Annotated in this window: 21 protein-coding genes; 9 read left to right on the top strand and 12 right to left on the bottom strand. The window is 72.8% G+C overall.

Annotation, left to right across the window (positions count from 1 at the left end; genetic code table 11):
• Positions 1 to 57: 57 nt before the first annotated feature.
• The 4 genes from HNR00_RS03830 (at position 58) to HNR00_RS03815 (ending at position 3,411) form a co-directional block, all read left to right on the top strand.
• Complete coding sequence (locus HNR00_RS03830; RefSeq protein WP_183565151.1) at positions 58 to 795, top strand: NUDIX hydrolase; 738 nt, start codon at positions 58 to 60, stop codon at positions 793 to 795.
• Between the two features lie 21 nt (positions 796 to 816).
• Positions 817 to 1,800 (top strand): SPFH domain-containing protein, encoded by a 984-nt coding sequence (locus tag HNR00_RS03825; RefSeq protein WP_183565148.1) that lies wholly within the window; start codon positions 817 to 819, stop codon positions 1,798 to 1,800.
• A gap of 11 nt (positions 1,801 to 1,811) precedes the next feature.
• Positions 1,812 to 2,705: an NAD(+)/NADH kinase gene (locus HNR00_RS03820; protein WP_183565145.1), complete on the top strand. Its 894-nt coding sequence runs from the start codon at positions 1,812 to 1,814 to the stop codon at positions 2,703 to 2,705.
• Between the two features lie 175 nt (positions 2,706 to 2,880).
• Entirely contained in the window at positions 2,881 to 3,411 is a 531-nt protein-coding gene (locus tag HNR00_RS03815; protein WP_183565142.1) for a phosphate-starvation-inducible PsiE family protein, read from the top strand.
• A gap of 31 nt (positions 3,412 to 3,442) precedes the next feature.
• Here the strand turns inward: HNR00_RS03815 and HNR00_RS03810 are convergent, their stop codons facing one another.
• Positions 3,443 to 4,927 (bottom strand): MDR family MFS transporter, encoded by a 1,485-nt coding sequence (locus HNR00_RS03810; protein ID WP_183565139.1) that lies wholly within the window; start codon positions 4,925 to 4,927, stop codon positions 3,443 to 3,445.
• A 142-nt stretch (positions 4,928 to 5,069) separates the two neighbouring features.
• Here HNR00_RS03810 and HNR00_RS03805 point away from each other — a divergent pair, with 142 nt between their 5' ends.
• From HNR00_RS03805 to HNR00_RS03795, 3 genes are all read left to right on the top strand, one after another.
• Positions 5,070 to 5,687, top strand: a complete 618-nt coding sequence (locus tag HNR00_RS03805; RefSeq protein ID WP_246390239.1) for a DUF938 domain-containing protein — start codon at positions 5,070 to 5,072, stop codon at positions 5,685 to 5,687.
• Positions 5,688 to 5,823: 136 nt separating this feature from the next.
• A complete protein-coding gene (locus tag HNR00_RS03800) occupies positions 5,824 to 9,240 on the top strand; it encodes a DEAD/DEAH box helicase (protein ID WP_183565133.1) in 3,417 nt (1,138 codons plus the stop codon).
• A 21-nt stretch (positions 9,241 to 9,261) separates the two neighbouring features.
• Positions 9,262 to 9,687: an RNA polymerase sigma factor region1.1 domain-containing protein gene (locus HNR00_RS03795; protein WP_183565130.1), complete on the top strand. Its 426-nt coding sequence runs from the start codon at positions 9,262 to 9,264 to the stop codon at positions 9,685 to 9,687.
• Between the two features lie 219 nt (positions 9,688 to 9,906).
• On the opposite strand, the gene HNR00_RS03790 is transcribed toward HNR00_RS03795, so the two are convergent.
• Complete coding sequence (locus HNR00_RS03790) at positions 9,907 to 11,088, bottom strand: GNAT family N-acetyltransferase (protein WP_183565127.1); 1,182 nt, start codon at positions 11,086 to 11,088, stop codon at positions 9,907 to 9,909.
• 2 nt (positions 11,089 to 11,090) lie between these two features.
• The gene (locus tag HNR00_RS03785) at positions 11,091 to 12,479 is read right to left on the bottom strand and encodes a lipopolysaccharide biosynthesis protein (RefSeq protein WP_246390237.1); all 1,389 of its coding nucleotides are present in this window, start codon (positions 12,477 to 12,479) and stop codon (positions 11,091 to 11,093) included.
• Between the two features lie 211 nt (positions 12,480 to 12,690).
• Here HNR00_RS03785 and HNR00_RS03780 point away from each other — a divergent pair, with 211 nt between their 5' ends.
• A complete protein-coding gene (locus HNR00_RS03780) occupies positions 12,691 to 12,873 on the top strand; it encodes a hypothetical protein (protein WP_183565121.1) in 183 nt (60 codons plus the stop codon).
• Between the two features lie 291 nt (positions 12,874 to 13,164).
• On the opposite strand, the gene HNR00_RS03775 is transcribed toward HNR00_RS03780, so the two are convergent.
• From HNR00_RS03775 to HNR00_RS03750, 6 genes are all read right to left on the bottom strand, one after another.
• Entirely contained in the window at positions 13,165 to 14,118 is a 954-nt protein-coding gene (locus HNR00_RS03775; RefSeq protein WP_183565118.1) for an SGNH/GDSL hydrolase family protein, read from the bottom strand.
• Entirely contained in the window at positions 14,040 to 15,176 is a 1,137-nt protein-coding gene (locus tag HNR00_RS03770; protein ID WP_183565115.1) for an OpgC family protein, read from the bottom strand. The genes HNR00_RS03775 and HNR00_RS03770 overlap by 79 nt, the downstream gene beginning before the upstream one ends.
• A gap of 211 nt (positions 15,177 to 15,387) precedes the next feature.
• The gene (locus tag HNR00_RS03765) at positions 15,388 to 16,146 is read right to left on the bottom strand and encodes an HAD-IA family hydrolase (protein WP_183565112.1); all 759 of its coding nucleotides are present in this window, start codon (positions 16,144 to 16,146) and stop codon (positions 15,388 to 15,390) included.
• Complete coding sequence (gene rpe / locus HNR00_RS03760) at positions 16,140 to 16,823, bottom strand: ribulose-phosphate 3-epimerase (protein WP_183565109.1); 684 nt, start codon at positions 16,821 to 16,823, stop codon at positions 16,140 to 16,142. The genes HNR00_RS03765 and rpe overlap by 7 nt, the downstream gene beginning before the upstream one ends.
• A 166-nt stretch (positions 16,824 to 16,989) precedes the next feature.
• Complete coding sequence (locus tag HNR00_RS03755; protein ID WP_183565106.1) at positions 16,990 to 17,496, bottom strand: CYTH domain-containing protein; 507 nt, start codon at positions 17,494 to 17,496, stop codon at positions 16,990 to 16,992.
• A 244-nt stretch (positions 17,497 to 17,740) separates the two neighbouring features.
• Entirely contained in the window at positions 17,741 to 19,291 is a 1,551-nt protein-coding gene (locus HNR00_RS03750; protein WP_183565102.1) for a CYTH and CHAD domain-containing protein, read from the bottom strand.
• A gap of 262 nt (positions 19,292 to 19,553) precedes the next feature.
• Here HNR00_RS03750 and HNR00_RS03745 point away from each other — a divergent pair, with 262 nt between their 5' ends.
• Positions 19,554 to 21,215, top strand: a complete 1,662-nt coding sequence (locus HNR00_RS03745; protein WP_183565099.1) for a M10 family metallopeptidase — start codon at positions 19,554 to 19,556, stop codon at positions 21,213 to 21,215.
• 144 nt (positions 21,216 to 21,359) lie between these two features.
• Here HNR00_RS03745 and HNR00_RS03740 read toward each other — a convergent pair whose 3' ends face one another.
• The 3 genes from HNR00_RS03740 to HNR00_RS03730 all read right to left on the bottom strand — a co-directional run bounded on the left by HNR00_RS03740 (position 21,360) and on the right by HNR00_RS03730 (position 23,778).
• On the bottom strand, positions 21,360 to 22,199 hold the full coding sequence (locus HNR00_RS03740) for an alpha/beta hydrolase (protein ID WP_183565096.1): 840 nt from the start codon (positions 22,197 to 22,199) through the stop codon (positions 21,360 to 21,362).
• A 116-nt stretch (positions 22,200 to 22,315) separates the two neighbouring features.
• Complete coding sequence (locus tag HNR00_RS03735; RefSeq protein ID WP_183565093.1) at positions 22,316 to 23,086, bottom strand: anti-sigma factor family protein; 771 nt, start codon at positions 23,084 to 23,086, stop codon at positions 22,316 to 22,318.
• A 122-nt stretch (positions 23,087 to 23,208) separates the two neighbouring features.
• On the bottom strand, positions 23,209 to 23,778 hold the full coding sequence (locus tag HNR00_RS03730; RefSeq protein ID WP_183565089.1) for a sigma-70 family RNA polymerase sigma factor: 570 nt from the start codon (positions 23,776 to 23,778) through the stop codon (positions 23,209 to 23,211).
• Positions 23,779 to 23,794 lie beyond the last annotated feature (16 nt).

The following is a 23,794-nucleotide window of genomic DNA, read 5'->3' as shown; positions in this document are numbered from 1 at the left end:
TTGACATATTCGCAAACTGCATCTTAGTTAGATGCAAGTTGCGAATATGAGGCGCCCGTGAGCGAGGCCGCAAATCCTGCCGGTGACGACCCCGAGGCCTACGGGCGCCTCGCGCTCACCGTCGACGTCGTCCTGATCGGGCTGCGGGGCACCCGCCCGGCCGCGCTCCTGCTGCGGCGGAGCGAGCCTCCGCAGGTCGGGCTCTGGTCGCTGCCCGGCGGCTTCGTCCGCATCGACGAGACGATCGATGCGGCGGCCGGGCGGGTGCTGCGCGAGAAGGCCGGGCTGACCGGCCTGCATCTGGAGCAGCTCTACACCTTCGGCGCGCTCGACCGCGATCCGCGCATGCGCATCGTCTCCGTGGCCTATCTCGCGCTGCTGCCGGAGCGGGCCTTCGCGGACGCGGCGCGCAATGGCGCGGGCCTGCTGTCGGCGATCATCGACGTGCCGTGGGCCGGTGAGGCGGGTGGCCCCGTCGTGCTGCACCCGCCCGAGGGAAGCCCCGAGCCCGGCCCGCTGCCGCTCGCCTTCGACCACGCCGACATCCTGGCGCTGGCGATGCTGCGGCTGCGGGGCAAGCTCGACTACTCGGCCGTCGGCTTCGCGCTGCTGCCGGAGCGCTTCACCCTGCGCCAGCTCCAGGATGTGCACGAGGCGATCCTCGGCACGCCCCTCAACAAGCCCGCCTTCCGCCGCCGGATGCTCGACCGCGGCTGGCTCGAACCGACCGGCGAGCGCGAGGCCGGCACCTCGTTCCGGCCGCCCGAACTCTACCGCTTCCGCAACACCCGCTGATCCGTCTTCGAGGAGACTGCCATGGCCACGATCCGAAACCTCGGCCCGGTCGCCCAGCTGCGCAGCGAGGCGAGCCGCCACGTCATCCGCTACCGCAACGGACGGGTGCGCCAGAGCGGGCGGGGCCTCGTGTTCTGGTTTCGCCCGGAGACCGCGAGCATCAGCGAGGTCCCGATGGACGACCGCGAGATGACCCTGTTCGTGCGGGGACGCAGCCGCGACTTCCAGACCGTCGCGGTGCAGGGGACGATCGGCTGGCACGTGGTCGATCCCGAGCGGCTGGCGAGCCGCGTCGACTTCTCGATCGGGCTGCGGAGCGGTACGTTCCAGGGCGAGCCGATCGAGCGGATCGAGGCGCGCCTCTCCGGCATCGCCGGCCAGGCGGTGCTGCAGCATCTCGCGGCGAGCCCGGTCCGCGCCCTGCTCGACGCGGGCCCCGAGCCCCTGCGCCTCCTGCTCGAAGCGGTGCTGACGGAGGCCCCCGCGCTCGCCGAGATCGGCGTCGCCCCGGTCGCGGTGCGGCTCACCAACCTCGCGCCGACGAGCGAGCTGGAGCGCGCGCTGCAGACGCCGACCTTCGAGGCGCTCCAGCAGAAGGCCGACGAGGCGACCTTCGCCCGCCGTGCGCTCGCGGTGGAGAAGGAGCGCGCCATCGCCGAGAACGAACTCGCCACCCGCACCGAGCTGGCGCAGCGCGAATCGGGCCTCATCGCCCGCGAGGCCGAGAACGCCCGCGACCGCGCGGCGGGGTTGGCGGAAGCGCGCGGCCTGGAGGCGGCGTCGGAGGCCGAGCGCATCCGCCTCGTCGAGGGGGCGCGGGCCGAGGCCGAGGCGCGGCGCGTGGCGGTCTACCGCGACCTTCCCCCGGCCACCCTGCTCGGGCTGGCGGCGCGGGAACTCGCGGCCAAGCTGGAGACGATCGATCACGTCACCGTGACGCCCGACCTGCTGGCGAGCGTGATGGGCGAGTTCCGCCGGGCGGCGCCGCTCGCCGCGCCCCGCTGAGGGCGCGGGCCATGGCGGCGATCACCCCGCGGGCCGTGTTCGTCACCCGCGACACCGATTACGAGTTGCTGCTCGCCCGCCACGCGACGCGGGGCCAGGCCAAGTTCTTCCTCGAGAGCCGCGGGCAGTCCCTGAACGAGGCCGAGGACCGCCATGCGCGGTTCCAGGCGGCGCTGGCGCAGGCCCGCGCCGCGGTGCCGGGAGACTGGCGCCAGGCGCTGGCGCGGCGCGCCGATCTCGACCGCTTCCTGTTCGCGCCCGAGGACGTCGTCGTCGCCGTCGGCCAGGACGGTCTGGTCGCCAACGTCGCGAAGTATCTCGCCGGCCAGCCGGTGATCGGCCTCAACCCGGCGCCCGACCTCTACGACGGCGTGCTGGCCCGCATCGCCGTCGCGCAGCTCGGGTCCCTGCTGCCGGCGAGCGTCGCGGGGGCCGCGGCCATCGAGCGCCGGACCATGGTGGAGGCCGTGCTCGACGGCGGCGAGCGGCTGCTGGCGCTCAACGAGATCTTCGTGGGCCACCGCAGCCATCAATCGGCCCGCTACCGGATCGAGGCCGGCGAGGCGGCCGAGGACCATTCGTCGAGCGGGCTCATCGTGGCCTCGGGCACCGGGGCGACGGGCTGGGCGCGCTCGATCAGCGAGGCGACCGGCCTCGGCGTGCCCCTCGGGCCCGAGGAGCCCGCGCTCGGCTACTGGGTGCGCGAGCCCTTCCCCAGCGTGGCGACGGCGACGCGGCTGCGTGCCGGCAAGCTCGCCGAGACGACGCTCCGCGTGGTCTCGCGGATGAACGAGGGCGGCGTGGTCTTCGCCGACGGCATCGAGCAGGACTTCATCCCCTTCGACTGGGGCCGGCGCGTCGCGTTCGCCCCCGCGCCGCGGGCGCTCCACCTCGTGGTCGGGTAGAGCGTCGGCCCGAACGGTGGCTGCCGGCTTTCGGCGAAAGCCGATGCGGCACGAGAACCTGGAGAACCGCCGACGCGTCGCCCGCCGGCGCCGGGCCTGTGCGCGGACACATCGCCGCGCTGGACGCCCGTCCATCGATCCTGTCTGATCGCCGAAAACAGACGGGAGGCGAGACATGTCCGAGAATGGGGAAGACCAGGGTCGGCTCACGCGCGCGGCGAGCTTCGTTTTTCTGCATACGGAACACGCGATCTATGCCGCCCTCGGTGTTCTGCTGGCGCTGACCGCCCTGGTGGCGCTGATCGATGCCGCCGGCCTGACGTGGAACGCGCTCGTCGCGCTCGGGGGTGCCGCCCAGATCCTGGAGGTGGTGGACCGGCTCCTGTTCCTGCTGATGCTGATCGAGATCCTGCACACGGTGCGGGTGTCGATGCGCTCCGGCCGCCTGACCTGCGAGCCGTTCCTGATCGTCGGCCTCATCGCCTCGATCCGGCGGGTGCTGGTGATCACCCTGCAATCCTCCGAGATCACCCATTCCAAGGACTGGTCGCCGGAGAAGCAGGCCCTGTTCCAGGCCTCGATGATCGAACTCGCCGTGCTCGCCGGCCTGATCCTGACCATGGTGATCGCGATCTTCATCCTCCACCGCGCCCGCGACGACGGCCAGCCGGCGGGGGAGGAGAAGAAGGAGGACGCTGGCGCCTGACGGCGCATCCGGCGCCTGATCGGCCGACATCTCACGCCGCGGGCTTCTTCCCGGCGGAATCCTGCAGCGGGCGCTCCTCCACGAGGCCGAGGCAGGCGAGCGCCAGCACGAGGCCGAGGCAGGCGGCGAGGAAGACGAGGCGGAAGGTCTGCCCGAGCTGCGCCGCGTCGGCGCCGCGGATCAGCGCGGCCATGTCGTGAGCCGTGCTCTCCCCGCCCGCGCCGCCGAGCACGAGGGTGCCGAAGATCGCCACGATCAGCGCCCCGCCGAGGGCGCGGAAAAAGTTCATCGAGGCGGTGGCGATGCCGAGCTGCTGCGGCGCCACCGCGTTCTGGACCGCGATGGTCGAGAGCGGCAGCACCGTGCCGATCCCCATCGACAGCACCACGAACAGGATCTCGATGCCCCAGAGCGGCAGCCGGTGGCCGAGGAAGGCCAGCGCGGCGCAGGCGGCGACGCTCAGGCTCAGGAGCGCGAGCGGCAGGCGCTTGTAGTGCCGGAAATGGACCATCGAGCGGCCCGAGATCGTGGCGCCGACGACCGTGCCGATCATCAGGGGCACCATCGCGAGGCCCGAGCGACTCGGATCGAGCCCGATCACCCCTTCGAGGAAGATCGGCACGTAGATCGAGAGGCCGATCAGGGTGCCCATGGCGAAGCAGGCGGCGAGCGTCGCGCTGGTGACCACGCGGTCGGAGAGGACGCTCAAGGGGATCAGCGGCTCGGACGCGGTGGCGAGGCGCGCGGCGAAGGCGGCGGCCCCGGCGAGGCCGAAGGCCGCGAGCCCGAGCACCGGGGCGGACGCCCAAGGATAATGCACGCCGCCCCAGCTGAGCGCCAGCATCAGGCTGGTCGAGCTGACGACGAGGAGCGCCGCGCCCGGATAGTCGACGCTGTGGCGCCGCTCGCGCCGCGGCAGGAGCTTCAGCTTGCCGTTGGTGAGGAGGAAGGCGGCGAGCCCGATCGGCAGGTTGATCCAGAAGATCGCCGACCAGTGCAGGTGCTGGGCGAAGAAGCCGCCGAGCAGGGGCCCGGCCACCGAGGACAGGGCGAACACGCCCGCGATGTAGACCTGATAGCGCGCCCGCTCCTTGGCCGTGAGGATGTCGGCCAGGATCGTCTGCGCCAGCGCGATCAACCCGCCGCCGCCGATGCCCTGGAGCCCGCGGGCGAGCGCCAGCGCGATCATGCTCGGCGCCAGCGCGCACAGCAGCGAGCCGAGGCTGAACGTCACGATGGCGATGAGCAGCATGATCCGCCGCCCGTGGATGTCGGACAGCTTGCCGTAGAGCGGCGTCACCGCGGTCGAGGCGAGCAGATAGGCGGTGACGATCCAGGGGAGGTTGGCCGCATCCCCGAGTTCGAGGCCGATCGTCGGCAGCGCGGTCGCCACGATGGTCTGGTCGAGGGCGGCGAGCAGCATCGCGGCGACGAGGCCGATGATGATCGAGCGGATCTGGTCCGGGTCGAGGCGCGCGGAGGCGTCGGCGGCTTCGGCGCGGTGGGGAGCGTTCAAGACGGTGTGCCTCGGATGGGAAGCGCCCCGGCGGAACGGCTCGGGATCGGCCCAGACAGGGCTTGATTGGGGCGAGAGGGAGGCGCAGGGGCCGGGCATGCCGCCGCCGGGGCGCTGGGCAGGGTTGTCGGGAGAGAGGCCGTTGAGCGGCGAGAGCATCGCGGACGAGGCCCTGTTCGCGCCGGCCGCCGCCCGCAACGGGGCGGCGATCGTGGGGGTGCTGCGGGCGGTCCTGCCGCCGGGCGGCACGGTGCTGGAGGTGGCCAGCGGCACGGGCGAGCACGCGGTTCGCTTCGCCGCCGCCCTGCCGGCGCTGACCTGGCAGCCGAGCGACCCGGACCGGCGGGGACGCGGCAGCATCCGGGCCCATGCCCGCATGGCGGGCCTGCCGAACCTGCTGCCCCCGGTCGCGCTCGATGCCTGCGCGAAGGTCTGGCCGGTCGAGCGGGCGGACGCGGTCCTGTGCATCAACATGATCCACATCGCGCCGTGGGCGGCGACCGAGGGACTGCTCGCCGGAGCGGGCCGCCTGCTGCCGGAAGGCGGTCCGCTCGTCCTCTACGGCCCGTTCCGCATCGGCGGGGCGCATACGGCCGAGAGCAACGCCCGCTTCGATGCGGACCTGCGGATGCGCGATCCCGAATGGGGGGTGCGCGATCTCGAAGCGGTGCTGGCGGCCGCGGCCGGGCACGGCCTGCACCTTGCGGAGCGGATCGCGATGCCGGCCAACAATCTCAGCGTGGTCCTGCGGAAGGCCTGAGCGGTCGCGGCGGGCGGCCTGAGGCGGAGAGTCGCTCCCTTTCACCTGGGGATCGCGGCACCGCACCGGGGACCCGGCCGGGTCGCGCCGGGTTTCGGGGGAAACCGGTCCTGAACCGGCTCATCATGGATCCCCGATGGCCAAGTCCGTGACTGCCAAGCCTGAGAGCGCCCCGGAGCCGAACGCCGTCCCGCTGGTCCCGGCCGGCGCGCTCGCCGTCTCCCTGCTCGGCCTCCTCGACGGCCCGAAGCCGCTCGTTCACGTGGCGCGCGACGGGCGCCGGCTCGACGAGATCGCCGCGATCCTGCGGGCGCTCGCGCCGGAGCGGACGGTCGCGGTCTATCCCGAATGGGACTGCCTGCCCTTCGACCGCGCCTCGCCCTCGCGCGGCGTCATGGGCGCGCGGGCCGGGGTGCTGCGCTGGCTGACCGACCGGGCGGCGCTCCCCGATCTCCTCCTCACCACGGCGCCGGCCCTGCTGCAGCGGGTGCCGCCGCGAGAGACCTGGGCCACGGCCCATGTCGAGATCCGCGTCGGCGACCGGCTCGATCCCGAGGCGCTGACGGCGCAGCTCGCTCGGCTCGGCTACCAGCTCGACGACCGTGTGGACGAGCCGGGCGAAGTCGCGGTCCGCGGCCGGACCATCGACGTGTTTCCCGCCGCCGCTCCCCTGCCCTGCCGCATCGAGCATGCGGACGGGCGCGTCACCGCGATCCGCGCCTACGATCCGGTCTCGCAGCGCTCCCGCACCGAGACCGAGCGGCTGGTGATCGACCCGGCCACCGAGATCGTGCCGGAGGCGGGCTCGGAGGTCACGGTGACGCCGTTCACCGGCGCGGAGCACCGGCTGGCGCGCCACTACCGCGCCCTCTCGACGGTGCTGGATTACGTGCCCGAGGCCCGCCTCGTGGTCGAGGCCGGCACGGAGGAGCGCGTGGCGGCCTTCTTCGAGCAGCTCGACGAGGCACGGGAGGATTTTTCGGGGGGCGCGTCGGAGCCGCGCCTTCCCCTCCCCCTTCTGGGGCGGGGGAGGGGTGGGGGTGGTGCCGATGGCACCGTGACGACTCCTCCTGCACCACCTCCTGCCTCCCCCCCACAAGGGGGAGGAGAGGCGTCCCGTTCGACCGAGGGCGCGCTCTATCTCGGCCCCGCCGACTGGATGGCGCTGGTGAAGAAGCACGGCCTCGCCACCGCCGATATCGAGGAGGCCCAGAAGATCGCGCTCGCGCCCTTCCTGCGCGAGCGCCGGCCCGAGGCCGCCTTCGCCAGGACCCTGAAGGAGCGCCTGAAGGCCGGCGACCGGATCGTGCTCACCGGCCCCAAGGCGCCCCTGCGCCGGCTCGTGCGGGCGGCGGCCGAGCAGGACGGGCGCGCGCTTCGCCTGATCGACGGCTGGAGCGAGGTGGCGGAGGCCGCCCCCGGCGCGATGCTGGCGCTCGAAGCGCCGATCCGGGCGGGGTTTCGCGTGCCGGAGGCCGGCGCCACCGTGATCGCCGCCGCCGACCTGTTCGGCGGCGCGGAGGCGGGCGCGCCGCGCCAAGTCGCGATGCTCCCCATCGGCGAGGTCGAACTACGCGTCGGCGACGTGGCGGTCGACCGCGACCACGGCCTGTGCGTGTTCGAGGGGCTGGAGACGATTCCCGGCGTGGACGGCGCGGAAGAGGACGCCCTGCGGCTGCGCTTCGCCGACGATTCCGTCCTGATGGTGCCGGCGGCCCAGGCCGACCGCATCTGGCGCTACGGCTCGGAGGCGCAAGCCGTCTCCCTCGACCGTCTCGACGGCGGCACCTGGGCCCGGCGCCGCTTGGAGACGGAGGCCGCGCTCGCCAAGGCGGCCCGCGCCATGCTGAAGGCCGCGCAGGAGCGCCGCACGGCCCGCGCGCCGCGCATCGCGCCGCCCGCCTGGGAGATGGAGCGCTTCGCGGCGGGCTTCGGCTTCGCCCTGACGGGGGATCAGGCCCGCGCCATCGAGGACACGCTGGCCGATCTCGCAGGCGAGGCGCCGATGGATCGCCTCGTCTGCGGCGATGTCGGCTTCGGCAAGACCGAGGTGGCGCTCCGCGCGGCGGCCGCCGCCGTCTTCGCCGGGCGGCAGGTCGCCGTGATGGCGCCGACCACGGTGCTGGCGCGCCAGCACGCCGAGACGTTTCGGAAGCGCTTCGCCCGCTTCGGCATCGCGGTGGCGCAGCTCTCGCGGCTGGTGGCGCCGGCCGAGGCGCGGTGGGTGAAGCAGGGCCTCGAAGACGGCTCGGTGCGCCTCGTCGTCGGCACGCAGGCGCTCGCCGGGCGTGGCGTCCGGTTCCACGATCTCGGGCTCGTCATCGTCGACGAGGAGCAGCGCTTCGGCACCAAGACCAAGGCCGCTCTCCGCAAGGCGGCGGGCAATGCGCATCTCCTGACGCTCAGCGCCACGCCGATCCCGCGCACGCTCCAGGCCGCGATGGTGGGTCTCCAGAACCTCAGCGTGATCGCGACGCCGCCGGCCGTGCGCCGGCCGATCCGCACGGTGATCGCGCCGTTCGAGGACGAGACGCTTCGGGCTGCGCTGGTCCGAGAGCACCGGCGCGGCGGCCAGAGCTTCGTCGTCTGTCCGCGCATTGAGGACATCGCGCCGATGGCCGAGCGCCTCGCCGCGCTGGTGCCGGACCTCGCCGTCATGACCGCCCACGGCGCGATGAAGCCCGCCGAGATGGACGCCGCCATGGTCGGCTTCGCCGACGGCGCGGGCGACGTGCTGCTCGCCACCAGCATCATCGAGAGCGGGCTCGACGTGCCGCGGGCCAACACGATGCTGGTCTTCGACGCCGAGCGCTTCGGGCTGGCCCAGCTTCACCAGCTGCGCGGCCGGGTCGGGCGCGGGCAGCGGCGGGGCAGCGTCTTCCTGTTCGGGGGGCCCGGCAAGCCGCTGGGTGCGACCGCCGAGAAGCGGCTGCGGACCCTGGAGGCCCTCGACCGGTTGGGTGCCGGCTTCGCCATCGCGGCGCGCGACCTCGACCTGCGCGGGGCGGGCGACCTCGTCGGCGAGGCCCAGGCCGGCCACGTCGCCCGCGTCGGCCTCGGGCTCTACCAGCACCTGCTGCAGCTCGCGCTGCGCGCCGCCAAGGGCGAGCCGGCGGAGGACTGGAGCCCGGAGGTGCGCATCGGCCTCTCGGGCCGCGTGCCCGCCGACTACGTGCCCGAGCCCGAGATCCGCCTGAGCCTCGCCACGCGGCTGCTGCGGCTGCGCGCCCGCGACGAGCTCGATGCGCTGCGCGACGAGGTCGAGGACCGGTTCGGGGCGCCGCCGGAGCCGGTCGAGGCCCTGTTCACCCTGGCCTCCCTGCGGATCGGCTGCCTCGGCCTCGGCATCCTGCGCCTCAGCGGCGGGCCGCAGGGGATCGCGGCGGATTTCCACCCCGATCGGGCGGCGCCGACCATGCCGGTCTCGGAGGAGATCACCCTGCGCGACGACCGCGTGGTGTGGCGCCGGGGCGGCGACGAGCCCGCCGACCGCGCGTCCCAGGCCGCCGCGCTGTTGCGCCATCTGGAGAAGGCGCAGGCGCGGCACAGGTAGGGAGGAGCAACGGGACGCCGCATGACCACGCCGATCGACCGCGCCACCCTCGACCGGCTGATCGCCCTCGGGCGGGAGCGCGGCCAACTCACCGCCGACGACCTTCAGCGCGCCCTGCCGATCGACACCATGGACGTGGACGCCCTCGTCCTCGTGATGCTGGAACTCGACGCCGCGGGCGTCGGCGTCGAGCCGGACGCGTTCGGGCCGCGGGGCGAGCGCCCGGTGACGGCGGTGCCGGATCTGCCCGCTCCGGAGCGACGGGCGACGACGTCCGCCCCCGTGCCGGTGGGGGCGCCGCAATCCGCGGGCGGTGCCGCGGGCGCGGGGGCCGCGGCGCCGGCCGGATCGGAGAGGGGCGCCGCGGCGGAGCCGGTGGACCGGATCGTCCTCCTGTCCGGCCTCGCGGCCTTCTTGGTCCTGGCGGGAGCGCTGCTGCTGTTGTGAGGTCCCTGATCGAGCGCGACGGACCACGCCGCGACCGTCTCGCGAGGCTTCGGTCGAAGCCCTCCGCAGGGGCGGGAGAAACCTACAGCGCGGATCGGCCCGTTCGGGCATCCCGATCGACGTCCGGCCGCGTCACGCCTTGTCCCGACGCGTCGCGCCCCGGAGCGGTTCGGCTCCGCCTCGCGGTGGCGAAGGGGCGCGGAACGAGCCTGGGAAAACCTATCGCCGCCCGATCAACCGCTTCACCTCCGCCCGCGCCCGGTGCTCGAAGCGGGCGAGGTCGGCGCGGCGTTCGAGCGGCAGCAGGCTGCCACCGCCGGGGGGAAGCGCCAGGATCTCGGCGATCCGCACCCGCTCGGGAAACAGGCCCTCCAGCGGCGAGCCCGGCAGCGTCGCGGAATCGAGGCGCTCGGCGAAGGCGGTGTCGTGGAGCGCGCGCACGATCTCGTCCTCCAGGACCAGCCCCGGGGCATGGGCGCGCAGGCTCTCGTCGTAGGCGGTCTTGAGCAGGTAGGCCGTCGGCCCCGCGACCAGGGCGAGGCTCGCGGCGATCACCCGGTCGTCGAGGCGCAAGGTATCGGCCCGCACGGCCGGCGGGCCGGACGCGGCGCCGTCCTGCCGGAACAGCGCGCGGGCGAAGCGCGCGCTGTCCGGTCGGCTCGCGAGCGCCGTGCCGGCCTCGCCCTTCCAGCCCGCGGCCTCCAGCGCCAGGAACGCGTCGAGCGCCTGCTCCAGCGCCGGCCCCTCGGTCGCGGTCTCGAAGGCCAGCGCACCGGACTCGGCGAGGCGGCGGCGGCGGCGGCGCAGGTCCTTCAGGCGGCTCTTGTGGGGATGATCGGCGAGGAAGGCGAGGTGGCTCGCCCGCCGGTCGAGGACCGGGCGCTCGAAGCTCGCCACGGTGGCGATCTGCCAGCCGGCCCGCGCCATCGCGGCGAGGAGCCCGGCGCCGGGGCGGCTCTCGACCGCCAGCAGCGGCCAGCGCCAGCAACGCCTGCCCGAGGCGCGCGCGAGGCCGGCCACCAGGGCGTCGAGTCGAAGGTCGAGATCGGGCCCGTCGGCGACGAGCGGGGCGCTCGCCGTCACGTACGGGGAGAGGAAGGGCTGCGCGATCGCCGCGCCGAGCCCGGCGATGTCGGCCCGCAGGACGAAGGGCAGCAGCGCCGCCAAGCCGCCGGACACGCCCATGGGGCCGGGCACGACCACAGCGGCGAGGTCGGCAGGCGCGAGCCCGCTCGCGCGGTGCGCCTCGACCGGGCGGCGGGCGTAGAACGGGTGCGGCTCGACGGCCGCGAGCGCGAGCGCGTCCCAGGCCCCCGACTCGAGGGCGGAAACCGGCACGACGGCGGCCTCGGGGGCCGCGTCGAGGGCGACGTGCGGGGAGCGGCGGAGCGGGAGACCCATGATCAGGCGCCGCCGCTCCGGGAGAAGGCCGGAAGCGCGAAGGCGGGCGTCATGATGCCGTGCACGGCGCGCGCGCCCGCCGCCATGGCGAGACCGCGCAGGGCCGTGGCGCCGGCCATGGCGAGCGCCGCCCCGGTGACGCCGAGCCACGGGATCAGGACGAGGCAGAGCAGGACGGCCAGCCCCAGCATGGCGAGCGTGATGGCGACGCAGAGCCGCTCGCCGCCGAGCATGATCAGGATGTCCTCGCCCGGCCCGAACAGGCTCGCGGTCACGCCGCCCGCGACCAGGATCGCCAGCACCGGCAGGCTGTCGTGGAAGTCGGAGCCGAACAGGCCGAGGAGGAGCGGCGCGGCGGCAATGACGCCGAGGCCGACGAGCGCCGTGCCGAGGAAGGTCCAGCGGGCCTGGCTGCGCACGAGGCCGGCGAGCCCCGCCTCGTCGCCCTCGGCGCGGGCGGCGGCGAAGCGCTGCGCGGTCGCGGCGGAGGCGGCGTAGGAGACGAAGACGACGAATTGCTGGATGCGGGTGGCGGCGAAGTACAGGCCCACCGCCGCCGGGGGCGCGAGGAAGCCGAGCAGCACCACGTCGACGAAGCCGAAGGCGCTGGTGGCGAGTTCGCCCGCCGCGATCGGCAGGCAGGCGGTCAGCCAGATCCTCCAGCGGTAGGTCCGGGGCCCGGCGGGCAGGTGGCGGCGCAGCCGCGCCAGCAGAGCCAAGCCCTGGATCGTCGCACTGACACCGGTGGCGGCCAGCGTGCAGGCGATGGCGACCCAGGCGTGGGCCGGCGCGCCGAACAGCACGGCGCCGATCATGCCGGCCATGATCAGCCCCTGGCGCAGCAGGTAGGGCGGGGCGATGGCGAGCATCGCCCAGCCCTGGCTGCGGGCCACGCCCTCGAGATAGTCCTGGAAGGCGAAGAGCGGAACGACGAGGACGGCGACGAGGATCGGACCGCCATAGGGGCCGTCGAGGATGTCGTGCTGGATCTCGGCGATGGCGAATCCCGCGAGCGCCAGCGCCAGCCCGCCCGCGATGCTGGCGAGCGCTCCGCCGAGCAGGAAGCCGCGCACCGCGTCGAGATGGCCGCGCGCCCGCTCGACGGGCAGGAAGCGGCAGGCGCCCTGGGCGAGCCCGAGGGTCGCGGTGTGGCCGAGGATCGCGATCCAGACCCAGACGGTGGCGAAGACGCCGTATTCCGCGCCGCCCATCATCCGGGCCATCAGCACCTGGGCGAGGTAGGCGCAGCCGGCGGCGGCGATGCGCACGGAGAACACGCCGAGCGCGGCTCCGCCCGCCCCGGCGCGCGCCGCGACCAGCCGGGCGCGCACCCGGCCCAGCGGAGAGACCGCGCCCGGAAAAGGACCCGCCGCCCATTCGTCCGCAGCCAAGGCGGTGCCCTCCCCAGAGCGGCCGGGCACCGGACTGGGGCCGGCCCACATGAGGTTCAGGCTAGCGGGGCACGCGTTTCGGTCCGGTTAAACCGCGTGCCGGCCCCGGTCGGGGGCTCGCCCGCGGCCGCAGGGCGCGGACGACGCTTGCCTTATGGCGCGGCCGGGCAATGTAGGTCTCATGGTTCAAGCGCGGGCACAGACTGCATCGATGCCGGCCGAGCAGGGACCGGTGCTGGATGCGCAGACGCGGGAACGCCTCGGGCGGCAGCTCAAGGCGCTCTACGATCCCGTGTTCGACGAGCCCCTCGACCCGCGGCTGACGGCGCTGGTGCAGCAGCTGGAGGCCGACAAGCGCGAGGCCGCCGGATCCTCTTCCCTCGACAGGGTGTGATAGCGCACCTCGTGGTGCGGACCGTGCGCTTCATGCGCTGGATGCGGGGGCGCCGCATCTTGCTTTGTGCGACGCAGCATATAATTTTGCATCAGACGAGATCGCGATGGCGTCGCGGTCCCGTTGCCCTTCTTGGGCGTTTCCTCCCTAGACTTCGGGCCGCTCCCTCACCGGGGCGGCCTTTTTTGTCGAGGCAGCGAAGCCTTAGCCGGCTTGCAGTCGGGCGCCAAGCACGATCTTGCCGCCCGCGGCCGGCAGCGCAAGAATTTTCCGTCTCTCCGGCCGATCCTGTCAGTTCCCGCGTGCGGCCGGCGCCGCGCCGGAGGACGTGCGGCCCTGGGCCGGGCCGGTCGCGGTGCCGGTTCGGTCCGCATCCGCCTTGGTGGGATCGGGTTGCAGCAGCGATAGGGTGATCGCGCGGGTCGCGTGCTCGGCCATGCAGCGCAGGCCGAGGTCGTTCAGCCGGAAATGGCGCCCGAGCATGTGCGCCTCGTCGGTGCCGCGGGTCGAGAGATAGCGCATCGCCGCGTAGCGGTGGACCAGCGGCACCGCCTCGCGGCTCGCGATTTCCTGCACGGTGCGGACCATGCGGTTGTAATAGTCGTCCTCGGCGAGGCTCGCGGTGAAGACCGGATCGATCAGCACGATGTCGATGTCGTGCGACATCACCCACTTCACCGAATCGTCGAGGGCCTCGGCGAAGGTGTCGATGTCGACCCGCGCCAGGGCGTCGTTGGTGCCGACCTGCCAGACCACGAGGTCGGGCTCGACCTCCGCCACGAGGGTGCGCAGGCGCTCGCCCGCCCCGCTCGCGACCTCGCCGGGCAGCGCGCGGGCCTCGACCTCGACCTTCACGTCGGGCAGCGCACGCTCCAGCGCGTTCTCGAGCTTGACCGGATAGCTCGACGCCGAGCCGAGCCCCGCCGAGGACGAGCCGATCGAGAGCACGCGGATCGGCCGCTTCTCCTTGAGCGCGGCCTTGACCGCCTTGAGCTTGGCCAGGGTGTAGAGCTTGGAGCCCGGCACGCGGCATTCCGGCGACAGGCTCTGGTCGAGGGGCTCCGCCGCCTGGGGCGGGGCCACCTGAACGGGCGCAGCTTGGACCGGCGCCGCGACGGCGGGCGGCGTCTCGGCGCGGGCGGAGAGGCCGGCCCCGAGGACGAAGCTCAGGCCGGCGGAGAGGCCGAGCGCGAGGCGGCGCCGTCGGGCGGCGTCCGCGGGGTGCGCGGCTTGCGGGAACGCCATTCGACGAACCATGCGGTGAAACCCAGTGCGAACAGGCCGGACCCTACGACCGAAACGTCGACGATGATACCGCCTCCGGTCTGGAAGCGCACGAACTGCGCGGCCAGGCTCAACAGCGATCCCATCGAGAACACCGCGAGCGAGTTGCGCCCGAGCCCGGAGAGGAAGCGGGCGAGCGGCATCACCCGCGGCGCGATCAGCCCGTAGACCGCCTGGAAGGCCAGCACCATCCCGCAGAAATGGATCAGCCGGCCGGGCGAGAGATAGGTTTTGTCGAAGGTGAAGACGAGGCGCGGCTCGGGCGCCAGCATCGGATCGGGGCGCAGCTCCCACACGGCGAGTATGACGCCGAGGATCACGATGGCGATGCCGAGCGGCGTCAGCCGCCGGGCGAGAGACCGCAGGCGCGGGTTCTCGCGGGCTGCCTCGTTCGAGACGAAGCCGAGCACCAGCAGGAGTTGCCAGCAGAGCGGATTGAAGAACCAGTCGCCCTCGCCGGGCCAGGACGGGAAGTTCCACGCGAAGACGAGGCTGGCCGCGTAGAGCGAGACCGACAGGGCGATGAGGAGCGCTCGGCTGACGCGACCCAGAAGCACCACGACCGGCGCGATGGCGATCAGCACGACGTAGAGCGGCAGGATGTTGAAGAAGCCGAGCTGGTGCGTCAGCAGCACGATGCCGACCATGGTCTGGATCGGATCGCCGAAGAAGCCGCCGGCATTGTGCCATTCGAGGATGAGCGGATTGTCGAGATAGAGCGCGCAGGCGGCGATCATGGCGAGCGCCAGCGCCATGATGACGATCTGGGCCCGGTACACCTCGACCGTGCGCGACAGGAGCCGCAGCACCGTCATCAGCCGCGGCTCCGGGCGACCGTCGCGCCCGCGGGTCGCGAGCCCGATCGACCAGCCGGCCAGGAACACGAACAGCTCGGCGGCGTCCGAGATGCCGTATTGCGAGAAGGTGTAGCGCTCGAAGACGTTGCCTGGGATGTGGTTGATGAAGATCGTCACGAGCGCGACGCCACGCCAGAAATCGATCGCGTTCGGCTCGCGCATCAGGCTCCACGGTCCGGCGGTGTGACGTCGAAGCGACGTCGAAGCGTCAGGTCCCGGCCTCCCGGGCAGGGGGGTCGGCCACCGTGCGGTGCCGTCCCGGGACCCGCGACCCGGAAGCGGAAGGCCGGCCCTGATAGACCGCGCCGGGGCGGCTTGGGAAGCCACGGAACGGTGATGGGCGGGGCTTCGCATCGCGTCAGGAGGCGACGCGTCAGGCGGCGCCGTGCAGTTGACCCGCGTGCCACGCGGCCAGGGCGTCGAGGGTGACGATCCCGCCGGGCCACGCGACGCCCTGGAGGTGGGTGTGGGGGGCGCCCGGCTCGCCGAGATCGGACACCGCCGAGAAGGCGCCGTCGAGGGCGTGGCTCTTCGTGTAGCGGCTGCGGGTGGCGAGCACCGGCAGGCCGGCGGCCAGCGCCGAGCGGATGCCCGCGGCCGAATCCTCGAAGGCGATCGCCGCGGACGGGTCGATGCCGAGGCGGTGGACGGCGAGGGCGAAGATGTCGGGGGCGGGCTTCTTCTGCGCCGCCTCGTCGCCCGCCGCGATCACGTCGAAGGGGTTGTCGCCGGGGAAGTTGAGGCGCAGCAGCAGGTCGATGTTGGGCCGGCTCGTGGTGGTGGCCACCGCCAGCCGCACGCCGCGCGCCCGCGCCTGCCCCACCAGCCGCCCGATTCCCGGCCGCAGGCCGAGCCCCCCGCCCTCGGCGAGTTCGCCGTAATAGCGGGTCTTGAGGTCGTGGATCTCGGGCATGCGGGCCTTGAGCGCGTCCGCCTCGCCCGGATGGAAGCGCTCGATGTAGTGGACGAGCCGCTCCTTGCCGCCCATCACCCTGAGGAGTTCGGCGTAGAGTTCCGGCGACCACTCCCAGGGCAGGCCGAGCGTCCGGAAGGCCCGGTTGAAGCCCTGGCGGTGAAGGTCCTCGGTCTCGGCCAGAGTCCCGTCGACGTCGAAGATCAGCGCCTTCAGCATCGCGCGCCTTCCCGCCCGGTGGCCATCGCCGCGGCCTCGCGGATCGTCGCGATGTTCGCCCGGTAGCGGTCGGGGCCGCCCTTGAAGGCAGCGGAGCCCGCGACCAGGATATCGGCGCCCGCCGCCGCCGCCGGCCCGGCGGTCTCCGGGGTGACGCCGCCGTCGACCGAGATGCCGATGGGACGGTCCGCGACGAGGGCCTTCACCCGCGACACGGTCTCGAACGCGGACGCGATGAAGCTCTGGCCGCCGAAGCCGGGATTGACCGTCATCACCAGCACGAGATCGACCATGTCGAGCACCGGCTCGATCAGGGTGGCTGGCGTGCCGGGGTTGAGGGCCACGCCCGCGCGCTTGCCGAGGCCCCGGATGGTCTGGAGCGAGCGGTGGATGTGCGGGCCGGCCTCGGCGTGGACCGTGATCGCGTCGGCCCCGGCCTCGGCGAAGGCGGCGAGGTAGGGATCGGCGGGCGCGATCATCAGGTGGACGTCGAACAGCTTGTCGGTCCAGGGCCGCAAAGCCTTCACGACCGCGGGGCCGAAGCTGATGTTGGGCACGAAATGCCCGTCCATCACGTCGAGATGGATCCAGTCGGCCCCGGCCTCGGCGATGGCCCGCGTCTCCTCGCCGAGGCGCGCGAAGTCGGCGGCGAGGATCGAGGGGGCGATGACGGTCATGGGCAGGCTCGATACAGGCGGCGCGCCGCTCGGAGAAGCGGCCCGCCGGAGAGAGTAGGGCGATCTTCGGGTGGGATGTAGTGGACCTTCCGCCGATCGCACGGGGCACGGAAGGGCGCCGTTCCGAGCGGCGACGTCGCGGGGCGCCACGTCTCGCAGGCGGGTCTCACAGAACGGCGGAGAGCACCTCGTCGAGGGTCACGGTGCGCCCGGCCTCGCGGGAGAGCCGCAGCAGGGTGGATTGGCGGAAGCGCGGATCGGCGGTGACCTCCCGCCCGAGCCAGTCGGGGAGGGAGAAGGCCTGCGCCTCGTCGTCGAGTTCGACCTCGGCCAGGATCATCCCTTCGAGCGCGCCGGTATAGACGTCGACCTCCCAGACCAGCCCGCCGTGCAGCACCCGGTGGCGGGTCTTCTCGATCAGGCAGGTGCCGCAGACGAGACGCAGCATGGCCTCGCCGTCCGCGCGGGGGATCTCGTACTCGAATTCCGGCCGCCCGAGCCCCCGGCGCTCGCCCTTGACGGTGAGGAAGGCGCGCTCCTCGTCGAGCCGCACCCGCACCTTCCCGTTCTCGAACTGCCCGACGAGGCCGTCCGTCAGCCGCCGCCGGCCGATCACGGCCGCCTGCCAGCCGTCATGGACGACCAGGAACTTCCGCTCGATCTCGACACGCATAACCGGAGCATCGGCCCAAAGGGTGCGCACCGGATCTTCGGAAGAGCCGGTGCCGCACAACGATTTACGGGATCGTTCCGGATGCCGCATCCGGAAACGCTCCTCCAAGGCCCGAGGGAGAGGGCGGGGCCGGCCCGCCTCCTTCGGCGCGACCCGACTAGGCCAAATCCGGGTTGCGCGCCATCCGATGCGGAGCGCGCAGCGGATGCGGCGGGCGCGGGGCTCGCCGCCTCCGGACGATACCTCAGTGCCAGAACGGCTTGGCGTCGACCAGTTCCGCGTGCGCCTCCGCCGCTTCGTCGAGCAGCTTCCCGCTGTGCGCCTCGATGTCGGCGGCGGCCATGCCGGCGGCGAACAGGGTCGAGGGGCCGGCCTCGCTCCCGCTCTCCTCCACCACCTCGCCGCGCACCACGTCGTGGGCGGTGGCGATGTCGTTGAGCGCGCCGAGCTGGTCCTGCAGGCCCGACAGGGCCTTGACGAAGGCGGCATGGCGCCGGCCCGCCTTGCGGCCGGGATAGAGGCCGGCGAAGAACTCCGCGCCGTAGCGCAGCTTCTTGGCGGCGATGCGCACCCGGTGGCGCTCCTCGGGGCTGAGCCGGTCGAGGCGGCGCCCGCGCTTCTTCACCTGCCGGCGGCGGCGGTCGAGCTCCCGGTCGGCGAAGTCGCGGGCCGGCTCGTCGCGGCGCACCGGCCGATCGCCGCTCGCGTCCCGCAGCCAGGGACCGGCATTGATCCAGCCGATCAGGTCGAGCGCCAGGGCGCGCCACGCCTCGGAGCCGATCAGCGCCTCGACCTCGGCATAGGCCGAGGTCCGCGCTGCCTCCAGCTGCCGCTCCAAGCCGAGCAGGCCGACTTCGTCCGGGTGGCGCTCGCGCTCCGCCGGCAGGGTGGTGGCGAGGAAGACGTCGAGGTTGCGCGCGCGGCCGAGCGGCTCCGTCATCCGCTTCAGCTCCGCCTGCAGCCGCTCGCCCATCGCGTCCTCGACGAGGTCGCCGAACAGCGAGAAGGCCGAGCGCAGGCGCCGGATCGCCACCCGCATCTGGTGCAGCGCCCCCGCGTCCCGCCGCTCCAGCAGGATCGCCTCGTTGAGCCGCATGTGGCGCAGGCAGGCATGGGCGATGGCCCGGAAGGCCTCCGCCGCGGTGGCCTCCTCCCACAGCGGCACGGGCTCGGCCTTGTGGACGCGCTCCGGCGTGCCGGCGGCGAGCGCGTAGCCCCGCTCGGCCTTGGTCCGCACCCCGAGCCGCACCGGCACCAGGGCGGCCACCGCATGGGCCAGGGCGAACACGTCGCTGGCCTCGCCCGCTTTCAGCTCCAGCTCGATCTCGCAGATCGTCGCGATCCGGTCGCCGGCGGCGGGCGCCTCGATGCGGCCGGTGTCGAGGGCGACCTCGACCGCGGAGGCGCCTTGCCGCACGAGGTAGGTCTTGCGCGTCACCGCGGTGGTGAAGAGCGGCTCGAGCCTCGCGTCGCGCTCGAGGATGTCGGGCAGCGGCGTGTCGGCGAGCACGGCGAGATCGGGCTCGGGTCCTCCGATCTCCTCCTCCCATTCGGGCCGCGCGAACAGGCCGTCGCCCTCCGCCTTGAGGGTCTGGATGTGGCGTTCCCCGATCCGGCGAACCCGCAGGCCGAGCCCGGCCGCCCGCAGATCGCGATCCGGCGTGTCGTAATAGACCGAGGCGAGTTCCGCCTCGCCGCGCTCGGACGCCTCCCGCAGCAGCGGATGGTCCTGCAGCACGGCGAGGTCGGACGGCTCGCATTCCAATTTCAGCTCGATCTCCCGCGGTACGCTCATCCGGCTCCGTCCGATCCCAGTTCTCATCGTCCCGTGCCGCGGCGCGGCCCTGCAGGAGACGGGATAACGCGGCAGGAGGCGGTTGGATCGGGCCGGCCCGACGGCACCATCCTACGTGGGTTTCCCAATCGAATGCGCACGCGATGATTGTCCACGGGCTCGGCTTAGACTTAGAGGTCGATCTTGTAAGCTATATTGCCAAGTCTATAGAGTGAGCGCCCCCGTCGAGGGATGCGATCACTCTTACGCCGGCGACACGACCATGGCTTCTGGCATCACCCCCGATTCGCTCCTCGTCGGCAACGCCCTCGGCTGGCACGACGGCGACAGGACGCTGACCTACGCCTTCATCACGCAGGTGCCGGGTTACTACGCCAGAGTCGACACGAACGGCGACGGCCGGGCCGATTCCTACCTGATCAGCGAAGGCGACACGGGCGAGGCGGACTTCACCGTTCCGTTCGGCGCCAGCGTCGCCATGGGCCGGGCGGAGGCCGCTCTCACGCGGCAGGCTCTCAAGGAATGGGCCGAGGTGGCGAACCTCAACCTCGTCGAGGTCAAGCCAGGTTCGGCCACGGGCGCCGACATCACGCTCGGCTCCTTCAAGTTCAACAACACCGACACCTTCGGCTTCGTGGCGGACTTCCCCGACGGAAGCGTCACCGACATTGGGCCTGCCACGCTCGGCAGGCCCTCGGTCCACGGCGATTTCTGGATCAACACCGGCAATCCGCAGCAGGTCGGCGCCGTCTACGGCAACACCGGCTGGCAGACCTACCTGCACGAACTCGGCCACGCCTTGGGCCTGCATCACCCGAACGACGACGGCGAGCCCAACACGCCGGTCACCTTCCACAACAACCAGTACACGGTGATGTCCTACGTCCCCCATCCGGGCATGGAAGGCGTTCCGGATGCCGATCAGGACTGGCCGATCACGCCGATGATGTACGACATCGCGGCGATCCAGAAGCTCTACGGCGCCAACCTGACCACCCGCGCCGGCGCCACGACCTATTTCGGCACGAACGGCGCCTACGCCCTCAAGGACGGCGGCCTGCTCGCCAACGGCCGGACCGCGATCCTCACCGTGTGGGACGCGGGCGGCATCGACACGATCGACGCCTCGAACCAGACCGGCTCGGTCAGGATCGACCTCAATCCCGGCGCCTTCTCGACCATCGGGCAGGTCGCCAACAACATCGGCCTCGCCCTCGCCCACACGGTCGACGGGGTCATCGTCAACATGATCGAGAACGCCAGGGGCGGCTCGGCCGCCGACATCCTCGTCGGCAATGTCGGCAGCAACACCCTCGACGGCGGGGCCGGCGCGGACCGGATGACGGGCGGGGCCGGCAACGACACTTTCCTCGTCGACGATCGCGGCGACCGCGCCTTCGAGAAGGTGGGCGGCGGCAGCGACAAGGTGCTGTCCTTCGTCAGCTACGCGCTGTCCGCCGGTCAGCAGATCGAGGCCCTGCAACTGCTCACCGCGACCGGCTCGGCCCGCCTCAACCTCGTCGGCAACGAGTTCGGCCAGACGCTCGTCGGCAATACCGGCGCCAACGTCCTCGACGGCGGGCTCGGCCTCGACGTGCTGGTCGGCCGGGGCGGCGCCGACACCTTCGTGTTCGCGGGCGCGCTCGGAGCGGGCAACCTCGACCACATCACCGACTTCGCCACCGTGGATACGATCCGGCTGAGCGAGAGCGTCTTCTCGGCTCTGGCGCCGGGACAGCTGACGGCGCGGGCGTTCAAGGACATCGCCAAGGCCAGGGTCGATGCCGACGACCACATCCTCTACGACAGCCGAAACGGAAGCCTGTTCTACGACGCCGACGGCTCGGGCAAGGCGGCGGCGGTGAAGTTCGCCGTGCTCGACAACAAGGCGGCGATCACCCACGCCGATTTCCTGATCGCGTAGGCGCGCACGAGGCTCCCGTTTCCCGCGGACACGACGGCGCGCGCCTGCCGCGCCGCCGTGCCCGCCGATCTCCACTCGTTCCGTTCGAGCCCGCGGCCGGGCAGGGCGTCTTCCGGCGGTCCCGCTGCGGCACGATCCTCCCGGTCAGGGCACGGCCGCCTGCGCGGGCGCCGCGCTGCAGCGGCCCTTGAGCCGCGCGCGAAACAGCGCCTCGGCGCGGGCGTCGACCTCGCCCAGGATCGAGACGTGATCCCCGGGCATCAGGACGATCTGCGCCTGCGGGCCGGCGGCGGCGGCGAGGCGAAGGGCGAGCTTCGCCGGCACCACCGGGTCCTCCGATCCCTGGACGATCAGCACCGGCTCGGAGCGGTCGGCGATGCGCCGGTCGGAGCGGTAGGTGTCGGCGAGCAGCCAGCGGCTCGGCACGAAGGGAAACCGCAGGGCCACGAGGTGGCTCATGGAATCGAAGGGGGCTTCGAGGTAGAGTCCGAGGTTGGGTGCCCGCTCCGCCACCGCGACGGCGACGGCGGCGCCCAGCGAATGGCCGTGCAGCAGGATCGGCGCGCCGGGCGCCCGCTCGGCGGCGGCGACATAGGCCGCGACGCCGTCGCGGATCAGGCCGTCCTCGCTCGGATGGCCGGTCGAGCCCCGATAGCCGCGATAGGCCGGCGCCAGGACACCCCAGCCGCCCTGGCGCCACACGCCGTCGGCGAAGCGCTCGGCATGGGGCTCGGGCGCGGAGGCGTTGCCGTGGAAGCTCACCACGACGCCGCAGCCGGGTTGCGGCGGGCGCCAGAGCGCGTGAAGGCTCTGTCCGTCGGAGGTGTGAAGCGTGATCGCCTCGACCCCGGCGACCGACTCGGCCGGGGGCGCCGACATCCAGGCCCCAGGATAGATCAGCCGCCTCTGTCCCAGGGCGAGGGAGAGGACGGCGATGCCGTAGAGACCGGCGAGGGCGAGGGCGATGAGGCCGAGGAGGCGCATGGACCCAAGGTTGCGACGAACGCATCTTGAATAATGCGTTCACTCGGCGATGGGTAGGGCCGATCCCGCAACCGTGATCGTCCGCGGGCCGGCGGCGGCGCGGACGATGCCGCGGATCAATGCTGCAGGGCGGCGAGACGGGTCGCGGCGGCGTGCAGGCGAGGCTCGTCGCGCGGACCGCTCAGGGCATAGGCCGTCTGGCCGTTGCGCCAATAGGCGGTGGTGCCGTCGCCGGAGCGGGTCACGGGCTCGGCCCCCTCGGGCACGAGGGCCCCGCTGCTGCGCTTCACGAAGAGCGACAACGCGCCGAGGTCCTTCGTCTCGATCTCGATCTCGACCCCGGTGCCGTGGCGGCCGGGGAAGATCTGCACGTCGCGCACGACCCAGTCGCTCGGCATCTCCGGCAGGTCGATGCCGGTGGCGGCTTCGAGATCGGCCGTGTCGTAGGCCGAGGTCGCCCGCTGCGACGCCGCGCGGGCGCGGATCTGCACGGCCTGGCGCGCCTGCTGCGCCTCCTCGGCCAGCGCCGGATCGATCGGCGAGGCGATGGAGTTCGGCACGCCGAAGGTGCCGATCTCGGTGTGGGCGAGCCAGCCCGCCCCGACCAGCACGGCGATGGCGGCGGCGCGGCGCAGGCGGTTGCCGATCCGCTGCCAAGCCATCGCCCGGTCGATGCGGCGTGCGCCGGAGCGCAGGCGCTCGGGACCGCTGCTGGGCGGCAGCGCGAAGGCCTCGCGCAGGGCGTCGCGATCCCGCAGATCCGCCATCACCAGGACGGCGTCCTCCGGGTGGCGCGCGAGATGCGCCTCGACCTCGACGCGACGCATCGGGTCCAGTTCGCCGTCGACATAGGCGATGAGTTCGGATTGTGTGATCGGGTCGACCATCAGTCCACTCCGACTGTCCTTTCTGCCTGCCCGGCCCTTCGGCCTGCAAGCCCGATGCTTCCTTCCAGGCCGCCCGTCGCACCGGGTGTGGGCCGCTTCGCTTTCTCTCGGGAAACGCCGGTTCAGGCGACGTTTTCCCGACCGACGAGGCGCAGGCGCGGAGGCCCTCGCTCGGACGGCTCGTCCGAGGCGGCCGAGCCGCGCGACTTCCGGCTGCCCTCCTCGAAGGCGCGGAGCGCCGCACGTCCGCGGCCGAGCCTGGACATCAGCGTGCCGATCGGGATGCCGAGCACGGCCGCCGCGTCGGCATAGGCCATGCCCTCCAGGGTGACGAGATGCAGGGCGGCGCGCTGCTCCTCCGGCAGATCCTCGAACGCCTTGCGGATCTGCATGAGCCGCACTTGCCCCTCCTGGGCCGGCGGCGCGACGTCGTCGGAGAGCTGGACCAGCACGTCGGCGTGCCGGGCCTCGACCCGCCTGCGGCGCTGCTCATCGATGAAGACGTTGTGCAGCACCGTCATCATCCAGGTGCGCAGGTTGGTGTCGGGCCGAAGGTTCGCGCGCGATTCGAGGGCCCGCACGAGCGTGTCGTGGACGAGGTCGTCCGCCTTGATCGCGTCCCGGGTGAGCGAGCGGGCGTAGCGCCGCAGCGGCACGAGGAGATCGACGATTTCGGGGCGTTTCGAGCGCATGCGATCTGGCACCATG

Source organism: Methylorubrum rhodinum, from assembly GCF_014199935.1.
GTDB classification, from domain to species: Bacteria; Pseudomonadota; Alphaproteobacteria; order Rhizobiales; family Beijerinckiaceae; genus Methylobacterium; species Methylobacterium rhodinum.
This window is presented reverse-complemented; position numbering and strand designations above follow the sequence as displayed.